This window comes from Amphibiibacter pelophylacis, assembly GCF_037688875.1.
Lineage (GTDB): Bacteria > Pseudomonadota > Gammaproteobacteria > Burkholderiales > Burkholderiaceae_C > Amphibiibacter > Amphibiibacter pelophylacis.
Genome location: NZ_JAWDIE010000003.1, coordinates 148,892 through 171,300, shown reverse-complemented (window position 1 = coordinate 171,300; position 22,409 = coordinate 148,892). Strand labels below are relative to the sequence as shown.

The window sequence follows — 22,409 nt, the reverse complement described above, 5'->3', positions numbered from 1 at the left end:
AGCGAGTATTGGCTCGATTTGCAAAATCTTAATTTCGCAGGAACTTTTCCGCAATTTCATTCTCCAAAACGCCGTAGCCCAGCTACTGATGTATTTTGTTTGACTGGAAAAGGGAAAACCCATGTTGAAATTCCAACGCACTGGATTAACCGCAGCCCTGCTGTGTGGACTGCTGGCTTCCGGGGCCGCTAACGCTCAGGAGGCACAAACCAATGCGGCGGCCCAGGCCGCTGCCACCGCCACCACCCCTGATCTGATGGGTCAGGCCACGGGCGCGCTGGCAGGCGGAGCCAAAGCCGCTACCGATATGGCTGGTCAGGGCGCCAACGCCGTGAAAAACGCTGCGGGCGGCGCCATGGGCAAGGTGCAGGGGGCAGCGGATGCGGCAGCGGCGATGCCCGCGCAGGCCATGCCCGCCATGAATCCCAAAATGGCGGCCGACCCGGCCATGGCGCAGGACAAGGACGAGGCCATGATGGCGCCCAAGTCCAAATCCCACGCCAAGGCCAAAACCCACACGTCGGCCCAGACCAAGACCAAAACCCATGCTAAAACCCACGCCAAAGCCCATGGGAAAACCCATGCCAAAGCGGGTGTCAAAGCCGGGGTGGACGCCAAAGCCGCTGGCATGGAAATGAAAGCGGGCGCGGATATGTCCGCCAGCGCGGATGCAGCGATGAACCCGGATGCGCTCAAAGCCGCTCAGGAGGTGCTGAGCCAGCGCGCTAACCCGGCTTCGACCGGCAAGTAATCTCCGGTATCCGGAATTCGCCCGCCCGGGTTCGCCCGGGCGGGTTTTATTTTGCCAGGCATTAATATGATGAATATATGGCGACCCATTTCCGAGATTGCGCGGTGAAAAGTCGGGCGGTCTGAAGAGCGGGGGGGCGGCACGAATGGTGTATTCTTCGCGCACCCCGATTCACACCCCCAGGCCCCATGCACACCGAAGACCAGGACATCCTCATCCACTGGGCCCCGCACGAAACCCGCGTGGCCGTGGTCGAGAAGGGCCTGGTGCAGGAGCTTCACGTCGAGCGCGTTGTTAACCGCAGCTGGGTGGGCAACATCTACCTGGGCCGCGTGACGCGGGTGTTGCCGGGCATGCAGTCGGCGTTTGTGGACGTGGGCCTGGAGCGTGCGGGCTTTCTGCATGTGGCCGACCTGCTGGATGCGCCAGCGCCGCAGCCGGGCAACTCCCCGGGCGCCACCGCCGCGAAACCCATCGAGCACCAGATTTTCGAAGGCCAGACCTTGGTCGTTCAGGTCCTGAAAGATCCCATGGGCAGCAAGGGCGCGCGCCTGACGGCCAAGGTGTCGGTGGCGGGGCGGCTGCTGGTTTTCCTGCCGCACGACGAGCACATTGGCGTGTCGCAGAAAATCGCTGACCCGGCCCAGCGCGAGCGGCTGCGCGAGCGCGTCGCCGGGCTGTCTCAGGCCGCTTTCGAGGAAGCGCTGCGCCGCAGCTCGCGCGACGGTCTGACGCCGCCGTCGCGGCCGGGCGGCTACATTCTGCGCACCAATGCCGAAGACGCCAGCGACGAGGCCCTGGCCGACGACGTGGCCTACCTGCAGCGCACCTGGTCGGACGTGCGCCAGCGCGCGCACAGCCTGCCTGCACCGGCCTGCCTGTACACCGATCTCAACCTGATGCAGCGCGTGTTGCGCGATTTCTGCGGGCCGGACACGGCCAGCATCCGCGTCGATTCGCACCTGCAGTTCGAAGCCCTGCAGGCCTTCGGCCAGACCTACACCCCCGGTGCGGTCGGGCGCCTGCAGCACTACAGCGGCGATCGCCCGATTTTTGATCTCTACCAGATCGACGAGGATGTGGGCCGGGCGCTGGGGCGGCGGGTGGAGCTCAAATCCGGCGGTTATCTGGTCGTTGACCAGACCGAAGCCATGACCACGGTCGATGTCAACACCGGCGCTTTTGTCGGCGCGCGCCGCCTGGAAGACACGCTGTTCAAGACCAACCTGGAAGCGGCCGGAGCCATCGCGCGGCAGCTGCGCCTGCGCAACTCGGGTGGCATCATCGTGCTGGATTTCATCGACATGCAGCGCGAGGAACACCGCGAAGCCGTGCTGCGCGAGCTGCGTCGCCACCTGGCGCGCGATCGCGTCAAGACCTTCATCAGCGGCTTCAGCCCGCTGGGCCTGGTGGAGATGACGCGCAAGCGCACCCGAGACACGCTGGCGCACACGCTGTGCGAGCCCTGCGCGGTCTGCCAGGGGCGCGGCCAGCTCAAATCGGCGCGCACGGTGGCCTACGAGATCCTGCGCGAGGTGCTGCGCGAGGCGCGCCAGTTCGACCCGGAGCGCTTCGAGGTGCTGGCCCACGCCGACGTGACCGAGCTGCTGCTGGGCGAGGAGAGCCAGCATCTGGCCGGGCTGTCGGGCTTCATCGGCAAGCCGGTGGCTGTGCAGGCGCACGGCGTGGCCAGCCTGGAAGAGTACGAGATCGTCCTGGTCTGAGGCGGCGGTGCGGGGCGCTCAGCCCGGCTGTTCCAGATCCTGCAGCAGGCCTTCCATCTGCACCACGCTCTGCGCCAGGCCGGCGGGTTCGTGCATGTCCTGCTGCAGCAGGTGCAGGATGCCGGGGTTGGCGCGGATGGCTTCGTCCAGATCGGCATCGCTGCCCGGCGTGTAGGCCCCCAGCTGGATCAGGTCGCGCGCCTTGTTGTAGCGCGCCAGCAGGCGGCGCAGCCGGCGCGCGGCCTGGATGTGCTCGCGCGGCGCCACGGCGTTCATCACCCGCGAGATGGATCGCTCGACATCGATGGCCGGGTAGTGGCCCGATTCGGCCAGATCGCGGCTGAGCACGATGTGGCCGTCCAGGATGCCGCGCGCGGCGTCGGCGATGGGGTCCTGCTGGTCGTCGCCCTCGGACAGCACGGTGTAAAACGCGGTGATCGAGCCTGCGCCCTGCAGGCCGTTGCCGCTGCGCTCGACCAGCTGCGGCAGCTTGGCAAAGCAGCTGGGCGGATAGCCTTTGGTGGCGGGCGGCTCGCCGATCGCCAGGGCGATCTCGCGCTGCGCCATGGCGTAGCGGGTGAGCGAATCCATCAGCAGCAGCACGTGGCGGCCCTGGTCGCGAAAATGTTCGGCGATGGTCGTGGCGTAGGTCGCGCCCTGCATGCGCAGCAGCGGTGGCGAATCGGCCGGAGCGGCCACCACCACGCTGCGCGCCAGGCCGTCTTCACCCAAGATGTCCTCGATGAATTCCTTCACCTCGCGCCCGCGCTCGCCGATCAGGCCGACGACGATCACGTCAGCGGCGGTGTAACGCGCCATCATGCCCAGCAGCACCGATTTGCCCACGCCCGTTCCGGCGAAAAGGCCGATGCGCTGCCCGCGCCCGACCGTCAGCAGGGCGTTGATGGCGCGCACGCCGGTGTCCAGCGGTGTGCGTATGGGGTCGCGGTCCATGGCGTTGATGGGACGGCGCACCAGCGGCGCGTTGAAGGTGCCCGCGATGGGGCCGCGCCGGTCCAGCGGCAGGCCGTGCGGGTCGATGACGCGGCCCAGCAGGCCATCGCCCATGGGCAGATGCTGGCCGCGGTCTTCCAGGCGGCGGCGCGGGTGGTTGGGCAGGCCCAGACGCGGCGCGGTGACGGGCGCGACCAGCGGCGCCACGCGCGCGCCGCTGCCCAGGCCGTAAACCTCGCCCGTTGGCATCAGGAAAGTGCGGTCGCCGTTGAAGCCGACGACCTCGGCCTGCACCGGCGGCTGGCCGGGCATGCGCACCTCGCAGACCGCGCCCATGGGCACGCGCAGGCCGGTGGCCTCCAGCACGAGGCCCGTGACGCGCACCAGCAGGCCGTGCACCTCGGGCTCCGGGCTGCCCTGGGCCAAAAGGCGCAGCTTGCGGAAATAGGTCTGCCAGCCGCGCTCCCGGCGCTCCATGCTGGCGGTGATGTCCAGACCGGCCAAAGCGGAAGCGGGGGAAGCGGGGGAGGCGGTGGCGTCCGGCGCTGCGGTCTGGGTGGTCGTGTCGCTGATGTCGCTCATGGCGGGGCTCAGTGGCCGTGGCGCGACGGCGTGTCTTCGGGTTCGCGCTCGGTGTGCCAGGGCGTGTCCATCCCCAGGCTGGCGGCGGCGCGGTGCCAGCGCTGTTCGATGCTCATGTCCATGGCATTGGTGTCGGATTCGATCAGGCAGCCGCCGGGCGAAACGCGCGAATCAGCGATCAGGCGCACGTCGCGGGCGGACAGGATTTCGCTGGCCCCGGCCTCGACCCAGGCCATGTCGTCGGGGTGCAGGCGCACGCTGATATGGCGCGAGGTCAGCACCAGCGCGTTGACCGCGTCACTGGCCACTTCGGCGATCAGTTCGGGCTGGGTGCGCAGCTCGCAGCGCACCACCTGGCGGGCGAGCTGCACGGCCAGTTCGGCCAGCGTCGCCGACATCTCGCGCTCGATGTCCTGCATGCGCGCATCGAACGCTTCCAGCCAGCGCGCCACCTGGGTGCTGGTCTGGCGGGCAAAAGTCTGCTTGAAGGCGTCCAGCGCCACCAGGCCGTCACGGTGGCCGTCCTGGTAGCCTGATTCGCGCGCCTGCTGCAGCATGGACGCCACCTGGCGCGCCTTGGCCTGGCTGGCTTCCAGCTCGGCGTCGGTGGGCGGCGGCGGCGCGGGTTCGGGCCCGCTGGCCGGGTAGCCGGTGTGCAGGCCGCCGCTGGCCGATCCGGACGGGTCGGAGATCTCGCCCGGCCTCCAGGCGGCGAAGCCCGACAGCTCTTCGCGCGGAATGAAGCGCGTCTGCACCCGACGGTCCGGCGCGGCCGACGTGGGCGCCGCCGCAGCGGAAGGGAGGTCGGCGGGCGTGAAGCTCATGGCCGGGCCGCCCGATTACACAAAGCCGTCGTCGCCGCCCGACGTCGGCAGCATGATCTGGCCTTCGTCCGAGAGACGGCGCACGATCTTGAGGATGTCCTTCTGCTCGGCCTCGACCTCGGAGACGCGCACCGGGCCCTTGCCTTCCAGATCCTCGCGCAGGGTTTCGGCGGCGCGGCTGGACATGTTGCGGAAGATTTTGTCGCGCATCTCCTGCGTCGCGCCCTTGAGCGCCATGACCAGCGATTCGCTCTGCACCTCGCGCAGCACGGTCTGGATGCCGCGGTCGTCCACTTTGAGCAGATCCTCGAAGGACAGCATGCTGTCCTGGATTTTCTGCGCCAGGTCCGGGTCCATTTCGCGGATGTAATCCAGCGACGAGGCCTCGACCCCGCTGCCCATCATGTTGATGATTTCGGCGACCGACTCCGGCCCGCCGCTGGCGTTGCGGCGCTTGCTCTCGCCCATGGACAGCACATTGCCCATGACCTCGTTGAGATCGCGCAGCGCGCTGGGCTGGATGCCGTCCAGCGTGGCGATGCGGATCAGCACCTCGTTGCGGTGGCGGTCGGTGAACTGTTTGAGCACCTGCGAGCAGTGATCGCTCTCCAGATGGACCAGGATGGCCGCGACGATCTGCGGGTGCTCGTTGCGCAGCAGCTCGGCGATGGCCTCGGAATCCATCCACTTCAGGCTCTCGATGCCCGAAATGTCGTTGTTCTGCAGGATGCGGTCCAGCAGCACGCTGGCTTTTTCATCGCCCAGCGCACGGCGCAGCACCGAGCGGATGTATTTGCTGGCGTCGGGCACCAGGGTCTGGCGCGCGCGGGCCAGGTCGGTGAAGTTTTTCAGCACCGTCTCGACGCGCTCGTGCGGCACGGCGCGCAGCTGGGTGATGGTCTCGCCCAGGCGCTGCACCTCCTTGGGGTTGAGCAGCTTGAACACCTCGGCGGCCGATTCCTCGCCCAGCGACATCAGCAGGATGGCGGCGTCTTCGGTTCCGTTGTCCATGGTCGTCATGCCGGCTGGTTGACCCACTCGCGCACGATGTTCGCGACGGCGGCGGGGTTGTCCTTGGCGAGCTGGCGGATGGCCAGCAGGCGTTCGGCGGCGTTCTGGGTGGGGCCGTCCAGCGGGCCTTCGATGCCCAGGCGCAGGGGCTCGTCGGGGCGGCCGGGCGGGGCGTCATCGTCGACCACCGCGCTGAGCAGGCCGCCCGGCGTGCCGCTGGCCTGCGCCGGCGCGCTGGCGGCGCGCTCGCGCACCGTGGCCTTGACGATGGGGCGCACCACGCCCAGAAACAGCGCCAGCGCGATCCCGCCCAGCACCAGTGGCACCACGGCGCTGCGCAGGGTGTCCAGCAGCCAGGGCTGCTGCCACAGTGGCGTGTCGTCGGGCGCCAGGCCCGGGTCGGTGCGGAAAGGCGCGCTCATCACCTTGACCGAATCGCCGCGCTTGCTGTCAAAGCCGATGGCCTCCTGGACCAGACTGGTGATGCGGTCGATTTCGGCCTGAGGAACGGGCTCGCTGGTGACATTGCCTTTGGCGTCGGTCTTGCTGGGCTGGTTGAGCACCACGGCGGCGTTCACCTTGCGCACCAGGCCGGTGGCGTTGCGGGTGACGCGCACGGTCTTGTCCAGCTCGTAGTTGGTGGTGTTTTCGCGGCGGCCAGGTCCGCTGGCCGCGCCACTGGCGGCGCCGTTGCCGGGGGCGGCCTGCAGCGGCTGCGCGGCGCCGGTGACAGGCGCCGTGGCGGGCACGGGCGGCTGGTTGCTTGTGGCGCCGGGCACCCCCGCGGCCGTGCCGCTGCCGGCGCCGGTGCTGTCAACCACGCTGGAGCTGCTGCGCACTGCCGCCGAATCGGGCGTCTGGTTGGGGCGGAATTCTTCCGAGGTCTGCTCGGACTGGCTGAAATCGATGTCCGCCGTGACGGTGGCGCGGTAATTGTCCTTGCCGACCAGCGGTTCGATGATGGCCTGGATGCGCTTGAGGAAAACGTCCTCGACCTGGTGGCTGTACTTGAGCTGGCGGTCGCTGAGCGCGCCCTGTCCGTCGGCGTCCGGGTCGGCGGTCAGCAGTGTGCCGGTCTGGTCGATGACGCTGACGGCCTTGGTGCTGAGCTCAGGCACGCTGGACGCCACAAGGTGGACGATGCCGGCCAGCTGCGTCGGGTCCAGCGTGCGGCCGGGCCGCAGGTTCAGCATCACCGAGGCGCTGGGCTTTTGCTGTTCGCGGAAAAAACCGTTCTGGTTGGGCAGGGCGATGTGCACGCGGGCGGACTCGACCGCATCGAGCGAGCCGATGGTGCGGGTCAGTTCGCCTTCCAGCGCGCGCTGGATGTTGATGCGCTCCTGCGTCTGCGTCTGGCCGAACTTGACGGCGTCCATCAGCTCGAAACCGACCGTGGCGCTTTTGGGCAGCCCGGCGCTGGCCAGCTTCATGCGCAGCTCGTGCACCTGCGTGGCCGGAACCAGCACCGCGCCGCCCGCACCGATGCGGTAGGGCACGTTCAGGGTGCCGAGCTGGGCGACGACATCGCCCGCGCTCTTGTCGTCCAGACCGCTGAACAGCACGCTGTAATCGCCGCGCGCCTGCCAGACCAGCAGCGCCACGACGATGGCGACGATGCCGGCCATTGCGGCGGCCAGGCTCCACTTGCGCCTGGGGGGCAGCTCGCGCACACGCTGCACCCATTCCATCGCCGGACGGGCCGGGGCCGTCGGCAGTGCCGACGGGCTCAGGGCCCCGGAGGAAGTGGAAGAGGCGGGGACAACAGCGTTGCTCATGGGGTCGGTCGGTGGGCAGTCACAGTTTTGAAGATGCCGCCATTGTCGTTGCGCAGGGCAGGGCGGCAAAAACCGAACAGTCGGCAGAAGCGGCGCCTGTTTGCTGCTTCGCGCGGGCGGTGGCACCGCACAATTCGGCCATCAACCGGATCGGCCCCAGTGGCCCGCACGCCCATGGACATGTCGCTCAAACCGTTCAGCCTTCAGGAAGCCCTCAGCCGCGCCGGGATGGCGCAGGCCCTGCCGCCCCCATCCGGGCCGGGAGCCAGCGCCGCTCAGCCAGGCGGGTTCCGCGCCGCCCTGACCGACGCGCTGGGCGAGGTCAGCGCCGCGCAGGGCGAATCGCGCCGCATGCAGCAGGAGCTGCAGCTGGGCAATCCGGCGGTCAGCCTGGAGGACACCATGGTGGCGATGCAGAAATCGCAGATCGGCTTCCAGGCCGTGCTGGCCGTGCGCAACCGTCTGGTGCAGTCCTACAGCGAAATCATGAACATGCAGGTGTGACGTCGCACTCGCGCGGTGGTCTGACGGGAATCTATTGTTGAACGGATTTCTGTTCATATGAAAATAATATGAACCCAGGGTTAATACGGTATAGTCTGGTCAGACCAGATAACTGGCAATCCCCCGTTTACATTTCTTGACCAGGGATTTCCCCTGATTTAGAGGAAGAGTCAGAGACAGGCTGGAAGGTCCAGGGAAAAATGAATCGTTGAACAAAATTTCGACGGTTCTTTCCACCCTGGAGACTCCCATGCGCCCCATTTCTGCTGATCGGCTGGCCCCGCGCCCGCTCCTGAAAACCCTTTTGCCTGTTGCTATGGCTGCATTCCTGACGGCCTGCGGAGGCGGCAGTGGCACCAGTGTGGTGTCCAGCACTGAAACTGGCGCCAGCACGGTGACCGACGCCAGCACCAGCCCCGCGACAGACAATACCCCGCTGGCGGCTGACCAGCCCCTCGTCGATACTGCGGTGTACAGCGGCCAGGCGACGGGTCAGGTGACGCCGGATCAGGCCAAAGAAGAGGTCGCGGTCACCCACCACGAAATGACGCTCAATGGCCAGAAGCTGCGGTATACCGTCACGGCCGGGCATCTGACCACCGTCGATAACAAGCTGTCGACTTCGCGCGCGTCCATGTTCTATGTGGCCTTTACCAAAGACGGTGAAGCGCCTGGAACACGTCCTGTGACCTTTCTGTATAACGGCGGCCCGGGCTCGGCCGCCAGCTGGCTGATGCTGGGCGCCTTCTCGCCCAAACGCATCAATACCGACACATACCCCAATGCGCTGCCGCCTGCGCCGTTCACGCTGGAAGATAATCCGGATACCCTGCTTGACAAGAGCGATCTGGTCTACATCAATCCGGTGGGCACCGGCTATTCGGCCGCCATTGCACCGCTGACCAACAAGGAATTCTGGAACACGGACGCCGATGCCGACAGCATCCGCGATTTCATCCAGCGCTACCTGTCGATCAACCGCCGCTGGAACTCCCCCAAATACCTGATGGGCGAATCCTACGGGGGGCCACGCACGGCCGTCACGTCCTGGCGCCTGCAGACCGCAGGGATTCCGCTCAACGGCGTGACTCTGGTCTCGCCCATTCTGAACTTTACCGAGCGGGGCAATCTGCTCGGTGCCATGCCGACCATGGCCATGGCGGCGTGGTATTACAAACGCAACGATGCCCGGTTCCATGATCTGAGCGCCACCGATATGGCACAGGCCGCGCGTGATTTCTCGACCAACGTGCTGACGCCTTTTGCGGCCACTGGCGCCTACCCACTGGATGGTGATAATACGATTCTGCCGCTATTGACCCAGTTCAATCTCGCAGACCCGGCTTACGAGACGAAGTACCTGGATATTCTGAAGCAGACCCAGGCCTACACCGGACCCGGGTTTGGTGTTGATGCGACGTGGAGCGCGCTGTACACCAGCCCGCTTAATAAAGCCTTCAAGGATTCCATCGACAGTGCCGTTAAATCGGGACAGACGACCATTGCGGATGCGACCAAGCTTTATGGCGCCCGCTATGCCTGGGCCTATGGTCCGAGTTATTTCAATCTGACCCTGCTGGCGGACCAGGAAAGATCCGCCGGTCTGTATGATGCCCGAACCAGCCTGTCGACCAAAGGGATTGCCGCCACCATTCCCGGCGATTCGGGCTCGAATGACTCAAGCATTGTCGCCGTCAATGGGGCTTATACCGCTCTGTGGCGCGACTACATTGGCGGTGATCTGAAGTACACGACCAATTCTTCCTTTGTTGGAATTAATACGGATGTCTTCAAAGCCTGGAAATACACGCACACGGAGCCCGATGGCACGGTGACCAGTGACGACAACAAGTTTGACGCCCGTCCTGATCTGGCTGCCACGATGTCGCTCAACCCGTACATGAAAGTGATGGCTTTGATGGGGTATTTCGACCAGGTGACGCCTTTCCACCAGACCGAACTGGATCTGGCGTCACTGCCTGTTGATCCGGCCCTGCTGAAGAACATCACGACGCACAGCTACGAAAGCGGCCACATGCTGTATGTGGACAGCAAGGCCCGCACGGCAGCGCGCAAGGATCTGAATGCCCTGTACACCCCGGCAGCCGCCCAGTAACTGCTGACCCCACAAGGACAAGACCATGAAAAAGTATCTTCTGATTCCCCTGAGCACGCTGGCCTTTTTCGGCAGCAGCACGGCCTGGGCCCAGAGCGACGACAGCTGCTATCTGACCCTGCCTGCAGGCGTGAACATGGGCGTGCAGGCGGTTTATGCCAAACCGGGCCAGAGCCGCGACTTGTGCTTCATCCAGGGCGCGGGCAACGTGACCGCCTTCCACGCTGAAACTCCTGCGGGCTGGACACTGGCCAAATCCGGTAACCGCCTGACGGTGACGGCCGGCAAGGGCGCTGCAAACAGCAAGCTGGACGTGAGTACGCCCACTGGCACCTGGCGTTTTGCGCTGATGCCGCAGTCCTGATCTGGTACCTGATCTGGCAGCGGGCCACAAGTCTGCTGCCGGATATTCAACGCCACAAAACCCGTCGTGGAGACATTTGATGCGCACTACCCAGAATAACCTGCCCGCGAGTCGTCCGAAACTGAAATCCCTGCTCCCCATCGCACTCGCTGCACTCCTGGCTGCGTGCGGCGGCGGCAGCGGTACCAGTGTGGTCTCGACCGACCCCAGCACCCAGCCCACTGAAACCCCCCTGGCCAGTGATCAGCCTTTGGTGGATACGGCTGTTTACAGTGGCCAGCCCGCGGGGCAGATCACATCGGATCTGGCCAAAGAAGGGGTGGCAGTCACCCACCATGAGATGACGCTCAATGGCCAGAAAATCCGCTACACCGCGACAGCGGGGCATCTGACCACGGTCGATAACAAACTGTCGACGCCCCGCGCCTCCATGTTTTACGTGGCTTTCACCAAGGACGGCGAAGCGCCGGGCACGCGACCTGTCACGTTCATCTACAACGGGGGTCCCGGCTCGGCGGCCAGCTGGCTGATGCTGGGTTCATTTTCACCCAGGCGCGTGAACTCGGATAATTTCCCCGATACGCTTCCTCCAGCGCCGTATACCCTGGAAGATAACCCGGATACCTTGATTGACAAAACCGACCTGGTTTACATCAACCCGGTGGGGACCGGCTATTCGGCCGCCATTGCTCCGCTGGCCAACAAGGATTTCTGGACCACCGACTCTGATGCCGACAGCATCCGTGATTTTGTCCAGCGCTACCTGTCTATCAACCGCCGCTGGAACTCCCCCAAGTACCTGATGGGCGAATCGTATGGCGGGCCGCGCACGGCGATCACGTCCTGGCGTCTGCAGACGGCGGGCATCCCGCTGAACGGTGTAACGCTGATTTCGCCCATTCTGACGTTTACCGAGCGCGGCAACCTTCTGGGAGCCCTGCCGACCATGGCGATGGCGGCCTGGTATCACAAGGTCAATGATGCCAAATACCAGAGTCTTACAGAAGACCAGATGGCGGATGCGGCGCGCGCCTTCACAAAAGATGTTTACACGCCCTTTGCTCTGAATGCCAAGTATCCCTTGCTGGGGGAGACTTATCACATTTCGGATGCCTTGCGCAGCAACCTGAAGGATGATCCCACCTTCGAGTCACGCTATCTGGACGTTGTGTCGCAAGCGCAGCCCCTGACCGGTCCCGGGTTCGGCATTGACGGCGTCTGGAGCTACCTGTATTCGCCGACCAACCCGGCCTTTGTTGCTCAGACGGATGCGGATGTCAAGGCGGGTGCGGATCTGGCGGCGTTGAAAAAGAAGTATGCGATCACTTATCTTCTGCCCTTTGGTTCGGGTATTTTTAGTCAGAGTGTTTTGGCCAGCCAGAACAAAATCACCGGGGCGTATGATGCGCGTACGGCTGTTTCGGCTGCCGGTATCATAAGAACCATTCCCAATGATGCTGGAGCCAACGATCCAACAATTGTGGCGGTGAACGGGGCTTATACTGGCTTGTGGCAGGACTACATTGCAGGCGATCTTAAATACAGCACCACATCATCATTTGTGAGTCTGAACAACAATGTCTTTAATGGGTGGAGCTATGATCACACGCTTCCGGATGGATCGACCACCAGCAGCCAGATTGAAATGGACAGCCGTCCTGATCTGGCGGCTTCCATGTCGCTCAACCCTTACCTGAAAGTGGTGGGTCTGGGGGGATATTACGATCAGGTGACCCCTTTCTATCAGACGCAGCTTGATCTGCAATCATTGCCGATTGATCCTGCTTTGCAGAAAAATATTACCTTCCATGCTTATGGCAGCGGTCACATGCTGTATCTGGACACCAAGGTGCGAACCCAGGTCCGCAAGGATCTGGACGCTCTCTACGCCCCGCTGAGCACGACAGCTGCTGCGCAATGACTGCGCGCCTTATCAAGGACACGACCATGAACAAGTATCTACTGATTCCCCTGAGCACCTTGGCCTTTTTCGGCAGCAGCACGGCCTGGGCCCAGAGCGACGACAGCTGCTATCTGACCCTGCCTGCAGGCGTGAACATGGGCGTTCAGGCGGTTTATGCCAAACCGGGCCAGAGCCGCGACTTGTGCTTCATCCAGGGCGCGGGCGACGTGACCGCCTTCCACGCTGAAACACCTGCGGGCTGGACGCTGGCCAAATCGGGCAACCGCCTGACGGTGACGGCGGGTAAAGGGGCTGCAAACAGCAAGCTGGACGTGAGCACGCCCACCGGCACCTGGCGCTTTGCGCTGATGCCGCAGTCCTGAGCGCAGTCATTCCCTTGTGAACCGGCCGGCTGCTGTGCAGTGCGGCCGGTTTGCCTTTTTTTGGGGCAAAACAGGCCCTTCTCCCCATCCAATCAAGCGCTTGCACCACTCTTCCCACCACTTGTCACCGGGTTTATCCCCAGCTTCTGGGGACGGCTGCGTGTGGCTGGTTTTACTTCTGGTCTGACCTTGATGATCGGGCGTTTGTCAAGCGGGTCTGTCGGGATTTCTGACGGAAAAATCGCTGTGTCGCCTCCCGGTTTCCCTCGTAGCGTGGTCGCTCCAGCAGCCGCCCGCAGCCCCCTGGCGGTGGGTCAAGGGTTTAGCGCCGGACTGCCCGGATTTTAGGCAAAACAGGCTTTTTCGCCCGCAGCATCAAGACGTTGCGCGCCAAATCCAGTGCTTTTCACCAGAGTTATCCCCAGAAACTGGGGATGGTCGTTCACCGCATGGCCTGCAGGGGATGTTCTTTGCAACGTGCCCGCTCTGGCCCACCACCCTGCCCAGACCATGCCTGCCCTGTAGCGGGCCGTGCTGATTCGTCTGGCGCACGCCTTTCCGCCCTATCCGCTGCTGGAGGCCGGGTGATCTGGCGCTGACGCTGCCAACGTGAACACGGCGGCGGTGACGGCGGCGAATGCGGCGCAGAACAACTGGCTGGCGCATGCCGATATCCTGCGCAGGAAGCAGCTTGAATCCGAGCGGGCCAGCTGCAGGGACGAAGCCTGCCGTCAGGACAAGGACGCGCAGCTGAAAGCAGTTGATGCGCTGGACAAGACGCGTGATGCCATCCTGCGCCAGGCCTGCACCGGGAATAATCCAACGGCCTGCCAGGCCGAGCAGCAGAAAGTGCGCAGCGCAGCAGCGGAGATTGTGCGCGATGCCCGCCTGTCGATCATCGTGAGCGCGGACGGGCTGCACACGATCAGCCAGGCCGCTGGCGGCATGAGCGTGGGCAGTCTGCTTTTCGAGACGGGCAAGGGTACTCGGGTCTCTATTGTGCAGCCCTATGCGGATGCTGCCACGTTCATCGTTCAGCTTGTGAGCGATCCGAATGCTGCATGGGATGGCGTGACGGCCAGAGCGGATGATGTCAAGCGTGCTGCCGCCTGGATCGCGCAGAATGCCGAAAAATACGAGCAGCTGGTCGACCTATCCAGTCAGAAGCTGCGAAATAGCCTTGCGTCTGCCCTTGAGTCCGGGGATGAGAAGCAGATCGGCGCGGCGATGGGCGCCATGGCGTCTGTTTTTATACCTGAGCCGGGGAAGAAAGCTGCGCTGGCCGACGATCTGGTGCGGGAAGTCTCTATCCTGAGCAGGATTGAAGAGTCGGCGGCCAAAGCGGTTAAAGTTCCAACAGCCTCGGGCTATCTGAACAAAGCCAAGTTGGGCGAAGCGGTGATTGTTCCTCCCAGGACCTGGGATCAGACACTGATGATGCAGGACATCATCGCCAATGGTGACCGGCTGGGAACAAAGAAAGAATCGCTGGTGTCGAGTTTGCTTGCTTCTGCCCCGAATATCAAGGTGCTGAGTGGAACAAAGTATAGCGGCAATAATGGACTTGATCTTGTGATCCAGTTTGTTGATCCGGCAGATGGCGTGACCAAAACCATGGTGATTGATAGCAAGCAATTGGATCGAAGTGGTTCGACCAGCCTGGAGCCGAAGGCTGCTGGTGGTGTGATGCAGTTGTCAGACGGTTCTTTGGGGGTGATTGGGCAGCGGTTAACTGGGCAAGGCTCACCCATCGGCCTCATCTTGCAACGAGCGATTGCAAATCAGACGCTTGTGAAAGCAGCTGCTTTTGTGGATTAATCCACTGGCGAGTTGAAAATTGTTCGAGTTGCAGTACCTAACACCCCAAAGCGCTGAGTGAACTTGCCATGAACTTGAAAAACTATGAGAAAATAAAATCGCGTGGAGTTTTCGGATTATTGAACTTTATGACAAGTGAAGGCTTGGAATGGTTCGAGACACGAAATCACATGCTCGAAACAGGACAAGGGTCGCGCTCTGGGTGTTTGGGTAATCTTTCAAGTGATTGCCTTGTTCGATCTATGCTTGCCTACTTCCGCGATGACGACACGGCGAATATGAAGCAGTGGGCGTACTTGGCGGCCAAAGCTCGTATCATGTGTGAGCATGATACGCTAAACGACTATTTGACTGAAGACCTGCTTTCTCCATTGATCGGCGATAACGAGGAGGTGATTGATTGGTACCGTCAGTTCAAACTACCGTATGAGTTGTCGAAAAGTGTTATTGGTGGCGACAAAGACGATCCTAAGAACTGGATGTTTTACCGCTACCAGTCGTGGTTGGCACTCAACGCCCGTTGGGATGAGCTGGGTGAGCGTTGCGAACGCATCTTGGGAATGCAAGAGCAGATCAAGAAAGACCGCTCGTATCTGATTGACCACCGTTTCTATCTGGCACTGGCCAAAGGCGACAAGGCGGGAATGACCTCTGTCCTGTTGGAGAAGGTATCTCCGAGGGAAAGAAAAATTCGGCAGGAGCAACAATCAGGCGTCACTTGGAATTTGATTGATTCCTATGCTGTAATTTTTGCAAAATTGGCTTGGCGCGCTGGTTACGAATTGGATTTGGACACACCTTGGATTCCACGGGATTGGCTGCCCGTCAAGCCTTTGCCGCATTACGAAGAGCCTTGGCCTTTCATGCGCGATTTTAATATTTGGCAGCCTTTCTCCGAGCCTTATGCACATCTGTCACCGAAAAGACCACAGCGGCTGACATGATCGATTGACCGGGTCCCGAGCCTGCTGTCAGTCCTGAAAACATTGCGGCGGGGGCTGCTGGCCAGGGGGACAGCGAAGGCTGCGGTGCCGGGGCCAGGGGCGCCGTGATCGGCGAGCTGGCTGCGCGGTGGTACAACCCGACGGGCAGCGCAAGCGCGCAGGACACGGTGGCGTTTGCCTCGCTGATGGCGGGAGCGGGAGTGGCGCTGACGGGTCGCGGGGACGCTGCCAGCGTGAACACGGCGGCGGTGACGGCGGCGAATGCGGCGCAGAACAACTGGCTGGCGCATGCCGATATCCTGCGCAAGAAGCAGCTCGAATCCGAGCGTTCCAGCTGCAGGGACGAAGCCTGCCGTCAGGACAAGGATGCGCAGCTGAAAGCAGTTGATGCGCTGGACAAGGCGCGTGATGGCATCCTGCGCCAGGCCTGCAACGGGAATAATGCAGCGGCCTGCCAGACCGAGCAGCAGAAAGTGCGCAGCGCAGCGGCGGAGATTGTGCGCGATGCCCGCCTGTCGATCATCGTGAGCGCGGATGGGCTGCATACGATCAGCCAGGCCGCTGGAGGCCTCAGCTCGGGCAGCCTGCTTTTCGAGACGGGCAAGGGTACTCTGGTCTCGCTTGTGCAGCCCTATGCCGATGCTGCCACGTTCATCAGTCAGCTTGTGAGCGATCCGAATGCTGCATGGGATGGCGTGACGGCCAGAGCGGATGATGTCAAGCGTGCTGCCGCCTGGATCGCGCAGAATGCCGAAAAATACGAGCAGCTGGTCGACCTATCCAGTCAGAAGCTGCGAAACAGCCTTGCGTCTGCCCTTGAGTCCGGGGATGAGAAGCAGATCGGCGCGGCGATGGGCGCCATGGCGTCTGTTTTTATTCCTGAGCCGGGGAAGAAAGCTGCGCTGGCCGACGATCTGGTCCGGGAAGTCTCGATTCTGAGCAGGATCGAAGAGTCGGCGGCCAAAGCGGTTAAAGTTCCAACAGCCTCGGGCTATCTGAACAAAGCCAAGCTGGGTGAAGCGGTAATTGTTCCTCCCAGGACCTGGGATCAGACACTGATGATGCAGGACATCATCGCCAATGGTGACCGGCTGGGAACAAAGACAGAATCGCTGGTGTCGAGTCTGCTTGCTTCTGACCCGAATATCAAGGTGCTGAGTGGAACAAAGTATAGCGGCAATAATGGACTTGATCATGTGATCCAGTTCGTGGATTCGCAAACCGGAAAGACTATGACAATGGTTCTTGACAGTAAACAGTTGGCGAAGACTGGTTCGGTTGCTTTGGATGCAAATGCCGCTGGCACTGCTTACTATAAAAGCGCGGTAATGCAATTGTCAAATCCATCGCTAGAGGCGGTTGTGGATCGATTAGATGGCTCCCCCTCGGCTATCGCGATATCAAAAGCCATGAATAATGGAACCTTGATCAAGGCAGTGACTTTTCTTGACAAATTTACAGGTGAGTTAAAGATTGTTCGGGTCGACCCCAGAAGTCCCGTGTGAAAATTTAACTAATTATGAATCTAAAAAATTACACTGAAAGTAAAGCGCGCGGGTTGACGAGCTTGCTGAAAAGAATGACGCCAGAGCAGCTGGATGTTTTTGAAGAAAGAAATGTACTGCTTGCAACTGGTCAAGGGTCGCGCGAAGGGTGTCTGCGAACACTCTCCAGTGATTGTAAGGTTCGATCGATGTTGGCTTATTTTAAAGAGAAAAATCAAAGATCACTGAAGCAATGGGCCTTCTTGTCGGCAAAAGCGCGAATAGCTTTGATTCATGAGACACGAGAATTCTACTTGTTTGAGGACCTATTGTGGCCTTTGATTAGCGATAATCATGAGGCAATTGAATGGTGTCGACAATTTGATTTGCTTTATGAGTTACCTGAAAAAGTCACTAAATTTGATAAAAATGATGAAAAAAGTTGGATGTTTAATCAATATCAATCGTGGCTGGCACTGAATGCTCGCTGGGATGAGCTGGGGGAGCGCAGTGAGCGAATCCTATCCATGGAAAACCAGATCACGAAAGATCGGTCTGGTTTGATTGATCACCGATTTTATCTGGCGTTGGCGGCAGGTGACAGCTCTGCCATGAAGGCAGTGCTTCTGGAGATGGTGACCCCAGCAGTGCGCAGAAAACGCTATTTGCAGCAATCAGGAATTACTTGGGACTTAATTGATTCGTATGCGACCATTTTTGCTAAATTAGCATGGCGTGCTGGTTACGAGCTGGAACTTGATACGCCGTGGATCCCTAAAGAATGGCTGCCTGTCAACCCTTTGCCGAATTACGACGAGCCTTGGCCGTTCATGCGCGATTTTGATATTTGGCAGCCATTTTGCGAGCCTTATGCACATCTGTCGCCAAAGAGGCCGGATTCGATTTGACAGCCTGTAATTTGTTTGAATGAATAATTCGTAAAAATAATTGGGCCGCAATATTCTCAGGAAGTCACGCCGCAGACGTCCGGGTTTTCGGCCAACCTGGGCAAGAACATCATCAACAACGTGGCCTCGGCCACGATGAACAGTGCCCTGACCGGAGGGGATCTGGAGGCGGGTCTGAAAACCGCGCTGGTGGGTGCGGTGACCAGTACCGGAGCGGCCTTTGGCGCGCAGTTCATTGGGGACATGACAGTTCCCGGCGGGCCCGGCCAGCCCGCGCAGCTGAACCCGGCCGGACAGGCGCTGGCGCACGCGCTGCTGGGCTGCGCGGCGGGGGCTGCCGGGCAGGGGGACAGCGAAGGTTGCGGTGCCGGGGCCAGGGGCGCCGTGATCGGCGAGCTGGCGGCACGGTGGTACAACCCGACAGGCAGCGCAGGCGCGCAGGACACGGTGGCGTTTGCCTCGCTGATGGCGGGAGCGGGAGTGGCGCTGACGGGTAGCGGGGACGCTGCCAGCGTGAACATGGCGGCGGTGACGGCAGCGAATGCGGCGCAGAACAACTACCTCAGCCACATCGGGAACGAGGCCAGGCTGAAGGCTGCGCAGGCCTGCCAGCAGGGTGACAAGCAGGCGTGCGCTGCCCGTGACCGGTGGAATGAGCTCGACCGTGAGCTTGATGCAAAGCTCAAGGCGGCCTGCTACGCTGATGGGGCCAGTGCCGAATGCTCTGCTCGGTATGCGCACATGCAGGAGGCATTGAAGAGCTACACGGGCCAAGGGGCCGAGTCATCACGACCTGGGCTGGATGAGTACAGTGCGGCATCGGAGAAAGCGAGTTTCAGGCCGCTGCTGAACGTGCCGCACTATGATGCGCAAGGCATTGCCAAAGCGGCCGATCTGATCCGGTTTATGGGTAACCTGACGCTGGACATGACGCCCGGGGTGGGCGATGTCAAGGCATTTGCCGAGGCACAGACAAAGCTGGATTATGTTCTGGCGGGGCTGGGGGTACTTGGCCCGATAGGTGATGGAGCCAAGGTAGCGATCCGGGAAGCGAAGGCGCTTTACGAAGCGGGGAACTCGGTCAAGGTTGCGGAGAAATTAGCCGAAGCCCGCCAGTTGTTGAAGGCCGTGGATCAAACGAATGAAGCTCAGAAAGCCGCAGGCTTGCAAGAATCGGCGACGGCGACCAAGGTCGAGTTGGGGGTGGGTAATAATGCGGTTAGAGGGGCAAATGGGGGAGTCAGTACAATTCTCCTGAACGAACTAACTGCAAATGGGGTGAAGTTCACACCTGAAAATGTGATCGCCACTGCACGTGGTCCGAATGGCCAAGTCGTCTTTCTTGAGACCGAAAATTCTCGCGCAGGATTGCAGCACATCGTTGGGGAACACGCCAATGATTTTGCTAACATTGGTGTTAGCCCGGCAGAAATTCCCAATGTTGTGATGCAGGCCGTGAGTCAAGGAAAAATCGTGGGCTATCAGGGTGTTGGTGTTGGCCGTCCGATTTTTGAAACTGTGATTAATGGACAACCAAGGCGATTTGCCATCACAATTTCTGACAACGGTTTTATTGTTGACGCAAATCCGAGGGGAAGTATTAAATGAAAATAATCAAACTTATGACTGACTATGGATGCTTCCCGCTTTGGCATGCATCAGGAGAAGAAGTTGGAGACATCGATCCGAATGATTTGCCGCTGTCTCAAGAGGTAAGGCAACTTCTTGCTGATTGGGCGCGTGCATTTGATCAAACACTTAATCACGACTACCCACCGGACTCGGGCTTCAAGAGCGAAGCGGATGAGGTTGAGTTCAAGCAACAGGCGACTCGATTGGCGGAGCAACTTAGGGAGGAGCTCGGGCCAGAATTCGAGGTAATAGTCAAGGTTTAGTCATTGTTCTAGGCGCTGCGCGCAAAGCTGAGAAGACAGGCCAGGCCGGGCATCGAGCCCGCTCCGACCTAGCAGGGACTGCGGGTTAACTCACCTGTTGGGCACTTCAACATAACGGGTTGTTTGACAAATCAGCCGCAGCCACTGCGGAAAAGCGCCGTTATCGTGGACAAGGGTAACGTCAGCGTCACCGCTACTGTGGATAAAAACACGTCAAGCAATGAGTTCAGCAAGCGCAGCAGCGGCCTGGGCTTTATCTTGGGCATGCGCAGTCAGAGCAGCGACCAAAAGCAAGACCCTGCAGGTGCTCGGCAGCGAGCAGTCGCTGAAAAACGTGGCCCTCGGGATGGTGACGGCTGGCGCACTGAACGGTCTGGTCACTGCGCTGAAGCTGGATGCGGTCACGCCGCAGATGTCCGGGTTTACGGCCAATCTGGGCAAGAACATCATCAACAACGTGGCCTCGGCCACGATGAACAGTGCTCTGACCGGAGGAAATCTGGAAAAGAAGTCAGCGCTGATCTTTCAGATACGACCATGGCGCGCAATCGCTACCAGCAAGGCTGTGCCGCAGCCAAAGGCTGTGCAGGTGACGATGGCGGGCATTTGATCGCAGCCAGTCTGGGCGGTGCGGGGGACGGCATCAATATCGTTCCCCAGTCATCCACACTCAACCGTGATGACTGGAAGGCGATGGATACCTATTTGAGGAAGCAGCTGAAAGAAGGAAAAACGGTCAGTGTGAAGATTGATGTGAGGTATCCGGCTTCGGGTGGCGTAAGGCCGAGTGAGTTTCGCGTGTTGGCAGAGATTGGCGGTGAAATTATTCCTTTTCGATTTGAGCAGTAATTATATATGCAATTATTTGATAACAAAGAAGTCCATCAAAGGCTTGCGACGTATTTGGTAGAGTTTGTTGAGAATAGGGATTGGGATGTGGCTAAAGCACATTTTAGTATTTTTTCTAAAATGGTGCGCGCTAATCAATGGCTTCTATATGCTGATTTGGAAGAGAAAAAAGGAGGGTTCACAAAAAATCCGGAGGCTATGTGGGATGGGCTTGATGCCGTCCTTTTCCTCCGCGACGAAATTCTCCGCACCACAGGCCGCCGTATCTGGGGCCTGACTTTCACGCTCTACCCTGACGGCAAATACGACATCGAATACGACTACACCAAGCCGGATGATTACGACGACAGCAACGAAGCGGGCGACGGGGGCAGCGACAGCCCTGTGGCCGATCTGCTGGGCGGGTTGGTGAAACGGCCTGCCGCCGTCAACCCGGATCCCTTTTTGCAGCAGGCGCTGGAAGCGCTGCAGGCCCAGACGGCTCAAAACAGCCGGGATTGGGGCCTGGGCACCGAAGCGCGGTGGAATCTGGAGATGAACGAGGGCTCGCTGCGTTTCACCTTTGCGGATGGCCGCGTGCTGCAGGCGCCCGTGCAGGTGGTGGGAACTTACAGCACGGCCAGCGGCAGTTTTTTGTGGGGCTGGGATCACCCCTCGGTGCCGCAGCCGCTACGCCGTGCGGCGCAGAAGGTCTGCGACTACGGGCTGGCGCATGGCATGGAGCCGCTGACCATGCGCAGCATCGCCTGCAGCGAGGACGAAGCCTGGGCCTACACCGCCGCAGCCGCGCAGCTGGATGGCGCTGCCGGGGCCTATCGCGGCGATGCGGGCGGCACCTGGGTGTATATGGTGTTTGGGGTGCCGGTCGCCGTTTAATTCCCGCCGGGAGGGCCCGGGTGGAAATAATCCACCAGCTTCTGCTCGGCGTGATTCACCGATTCCGATGACACGATATTAAACAGGCGGCTGTCCAGTCCGGTGGCAATCAGCAGCACGCTGGCCAGCATCAGAATACCCAGGGTTTTGCGCAGGCCTTCGATCAGCCCCAGCGAGGCGCCCAGGCGGCTGAATATCTTGCGGCCCACGGATTTGGCCAGCAGCATCACGGTGGACAGCGAGGCGATGGCGCCCAGCGCATACAGCGTCAGCAGCAGGCCGCTTTCGACATTGGGCCCTTTGATGGCTGCGCCAGTCAGAATCAGCCCGAGAATCGGTCCAGCGCAGGGCGCCCAGAGCAGCCCGGTGGCCACGCCGATCAGCACAGAGCCTGTGACCGTGGCGCTGCTGCCCTGGTTGTTCAGGTGGTTGCCCCAGCGGACCAGGGGCCGGGTCAGAAAGGCCGACAGGCCCGGCGCGATCAGCGCGATGGCCATCAGCGCAATCGCCAGCAGGGCCAGCCAGCGGCCGTACGTGCCCAGCGACACAATCCAGCCGCCGCCCACCGTGGCCACCGAGGCAAACGCCACAAAGGTCAGCCCCATACCCACCAGCAGGGGCAGTGTGCTGCGCATGAATCCCCGATCCGACCGTGCAAACACAAACGGCAGTACGGGCAGGATGCAGGGGCTGAGTATCGTCAGTACTCCGGCGAGAAACGACAGAATGGCCAGAGACAGCATA

At 61.2% G+C, this 22,409-nt stretch carries 21 protein-coding genes; 16 read left to right on the top strand and 5 right to left on the bottom strand.

The window, feature by feature from the left end; translation table 11 throughout:
• The first annotated feature begins 121 nt into the window (after nucleotides 1-121).
• On the top strand, nucleotides 122-751 hold the full coding sequence (locus tag RV045_RS02965; protein ID WP_423234271.1) for a hypothetical protein: 630 nt from the start codon (nucleotides 122-124) through the stop codon (nucleotides 749-751).
• 188 nt (nucleotides 752-939) lie between these two features.
• Entirely contained in the window at nucleotides 940-2,475 is a 1,536-nt protein-coding gene (gene rng / locus RV045_RS02960) for a ribonuclease G (RefSeq protein ID WP_423234270.1), read from the top strand.
• An 18-nt stretch (nucleotides 2,476-2,493) separates the two neighbouring features.
• Here the strand turns inward: rng and fliI are convergent, their stop codons facing one another.
• The 4 genes from fliI to fliF are packed head-to-tail and all read right to left on the bottom strand — an operon-like array spanning nucleotide 2,494 to nucleotide 7,621.
• On the bottom strand, nucleotides 2,494-4,011 hold the full coding sequence (gene fliI, locus RV045_RS02955) for a flagellar protein export ATPase FliI (protein ID WP_423234269.1): 1,518 nt from the start codon (nucleotides 4,009-4,011) through the stop codon (nucleotides 2,494-2,496).
• An 8-nt stretch (nucleotides 4,012-4,019) separates the two neighbouring features.
• Nucleotides 4,020-4,835 carry a FliH/SctL family protein gene (locus RV045_RS02950; RefSeq protein WP_423234268.1) on the bottom strand — a complete coding sequence of 272 codons (816 nt, stop codon included), beginning with the start codon at nucleotides 4,833-4,835 and terminating at the stop codon, nucleotides 4,020-4,022.
• Between the two features lie 15 nt (nucleotides 4,836-4,850).
• A complete protein-coding gene (fliG, locus tag RV045_RS02945; RefSeq protein ID WP_423234267.1) occupies nucleotides 4,851-5,855 on the bottom strand; it encodes a flagellar motor switch protein FliG in 1,005 nt (334 codons plus the stop codon).
• Complete coding sequence (fliF, locus tag RV045_RS02940) at nucleotides 5,852-7,621, bottom strand: flagellar basal-body MS-ring/collar protein FliF (protein ID WP_423234266.1); 1,770 nt, start codon at nucleotides 7,619-7,621, stop codon at nucleotides 5,852-5,854. The genes fliG and fliF overlap by 4 nt, the downstream gene beginning before the upstream one ends.
• Before the next feature lie 174 nt (nucleotides 7,622-7,795).
• Between fliF and fliE the strand changes: the two genes are divergently transcribed.
• From fliE to RV045_RS02870, 14 genes are all read left to right on the top strand, one after another.
• A complete protein-coding gene (gene fliE, locus RV045_RS02935) occupies nucleotides 7,796-8,125 on the top strand; it encodes a flagellar hook-basal body complex protein FliE (RefSeq protein ID WP_423234329.1) in 330 nt (109 codons plus the stop codon).
• A 250-nt stretch (nucleotides 8,126-8,375) separates the two neighbouring features.
• On the top strand, nucleotides 8,376-10,241 hold the full coding sequence (locus tag RV045_RS02930) for a S10 family peptidase (RefSeq protein WP_423234265.1): 1,866 nt from the start codon (nucleotides 8,376-8,378) through the stop codon (nucleotides 10,239-10,241).
• A 25-nt stretch (nucleotides 10,242-10,266) separates the two neighbouring features.
• Nucleotides 10,267-10,605: a hypothetical protein gene (locus RV045_RS02925; protein ID WP_423234264.1), complete on the top strand. Its 339-nt coding sequence runs from the start codon at nucleotides 10,267-10,269 to the stop codon at nucleotides 10,603-10,605.
• A 79-nt stretch (nucleotides 10,606-10,684) separates the two neighbouring features.
• Complete coding sequence (locus RV045_RS02920; protein WP_423234263.1) at nucleotides 10,685-12,526, top strand: S10 family peptidase; 1,842 nt, start codon at nucleotides 10,685-10,687, stop codon at nucleotides 12,524-12,526.
• 26 nt (nucleotides 12,527-12,552) lie between these two features.
• Nucleotides 12,553-12,891 carry a hypothetical protein gene (locus tag RV045_RS02915; protein ID WP_423234262.1) on the top strand — a complete coding sequence of 113 codons (339 nt, stop codon included), beginning with the start codon at nucleotides 12,553-12,555 and terminating at the stop codon, nucleotides 12,889-12,891.
• Nucleotides 12,892-13,500: 609 nt separating this feature from the next.
• Nucleotides 13,501-14,709: a DUF6862 domain-containing protein gene (locus tag RV045_RS02910; RefSeq protein WP_423234261.1), complete on the top strand. Its 1,209-nt coding sequence runs from the start codon at nucleotides 13,501-13,503 to the stop codon at nucleotides 14,707-14,709.
• 68 nt (nucleotides 14,710-14,777) lie between these two features.
• On the top strand, nucleotides 14,778-15,653 hold the full coding sequence (locus RV045_RS02905) for an Imm49 family immunity protein (RefSeq protein ID WP_423234260.1): 876 nt from the start codon (nucleotides 14,778-14,780) through the stop codon (nucleotides 15,651-15,653).
• Between the two features lie 104 nt (nucleotides 15,654-15,757).
• Nucleotides 15,758-17,158, top strand: coding sequence for a DUF6862 domain-containing protein (locus RV045_RS02900; RefSeq protein WP_423234259.1), 1,401 nt, complete (start codon nucleotides 15,758-15,760; stop codon nucleotides 17,156-17,158).
• A 14-nt stretch (nucleotides 17,159-17,172) separates the two neighbouring features.
• Complete coding sequence (locus RV045_RS02895) at nucleotides 17,173-18,045, top strand: Imm49 family immunity protein (RefSeq protein WP_423234258.1); 873 nt, start codon at nucleotides 17,173-17,175, stop codon at nucleotides 18,043-18,045.
• A 36-nt stretch (nucleotides 18,046-18,081) separates the two neighbouring features.
• A complete protein-coding gene (locus RV045_RS02890; protein ID WP_423234328.1) occupies nucleotides 18,082-19,653 on the top strand; it encodes a DUF637 domain-containing protein in 1,572 nt (523 codons plus the stop codon).
• Complete coding sequence (locus RV045_RS02885; RefSeq protein ID WP_423234257.1) at nucleotides 19,650-19,940, top strand: hypothetical protein; 291 nt, start codon at nucleotides 19,650-19,652, stop codon at nucleotides 19,938-19,940. Before RV045_RS02890 ends, RV045_RS02885 begins: the two co-directional genes overlap by 4 nt.
• 220 nt (nucleotides 19,941-20,160) lie before the next feature.
• On the top strand, nucleotides 20,161-20,550 hold the full coding sequence (locus RV045_RS02880; protein WP_423234256.1) for a DUF637 domain-containing protein: 390 nt from the start codon (nucleotides 20,161-20,163) through the stop codon (nucleotides 20,548-20,550).
• A complete protein-coding gene (locus tag RV045_RS02875) occupies nucleotides 20,478-20,789 on the top strand; it encodes a DNA/RNA non-specific endonuclease (protein WP_423234255.1) in 312 nt (103 codons plus the stop codon). The genes RV045_RS02880 and RV045_RS02875 overlap by 73 nt, the downstream gene beginning before the upstream one ends.
• Nucleotides 20,790-20,795: 6 nt before the next feature.
• Nucleotides 20,796-21,665: a DUF6882 domain-containing protein gene (locus RV045_RS02870; protein WP_423234254.1), complete on the top strand. Its 870-nt coding sequence runs from the start codon at nucleotides 20,796-20,798 to the stop codon at nucleotides 21,663-21,665.
• On the opposite strand, the gene RV045_RS02865 is transcribed toward RV045_RS02870, so the two are convergent.
• Nucleotides 21,662-22,408 carry a cytochrome c biogenesis CcdA family protein gene (locus RV045_RS02865; RefSeq protein WP_423234253.1) on the bottom strand — a complete coding sequence of 249 codons (747 nt, stop codon included), beginning with the start codon at nucleotides 22,406-22,408 and terminating at the stop codon, nucleotides 21,662-21,664. The genes RV045_RS02870 and RV045_RS02865 overlap by 4 nt on opposite strands.
• Nucleotide 22,409: the final 1 nt, after the last annotated feature.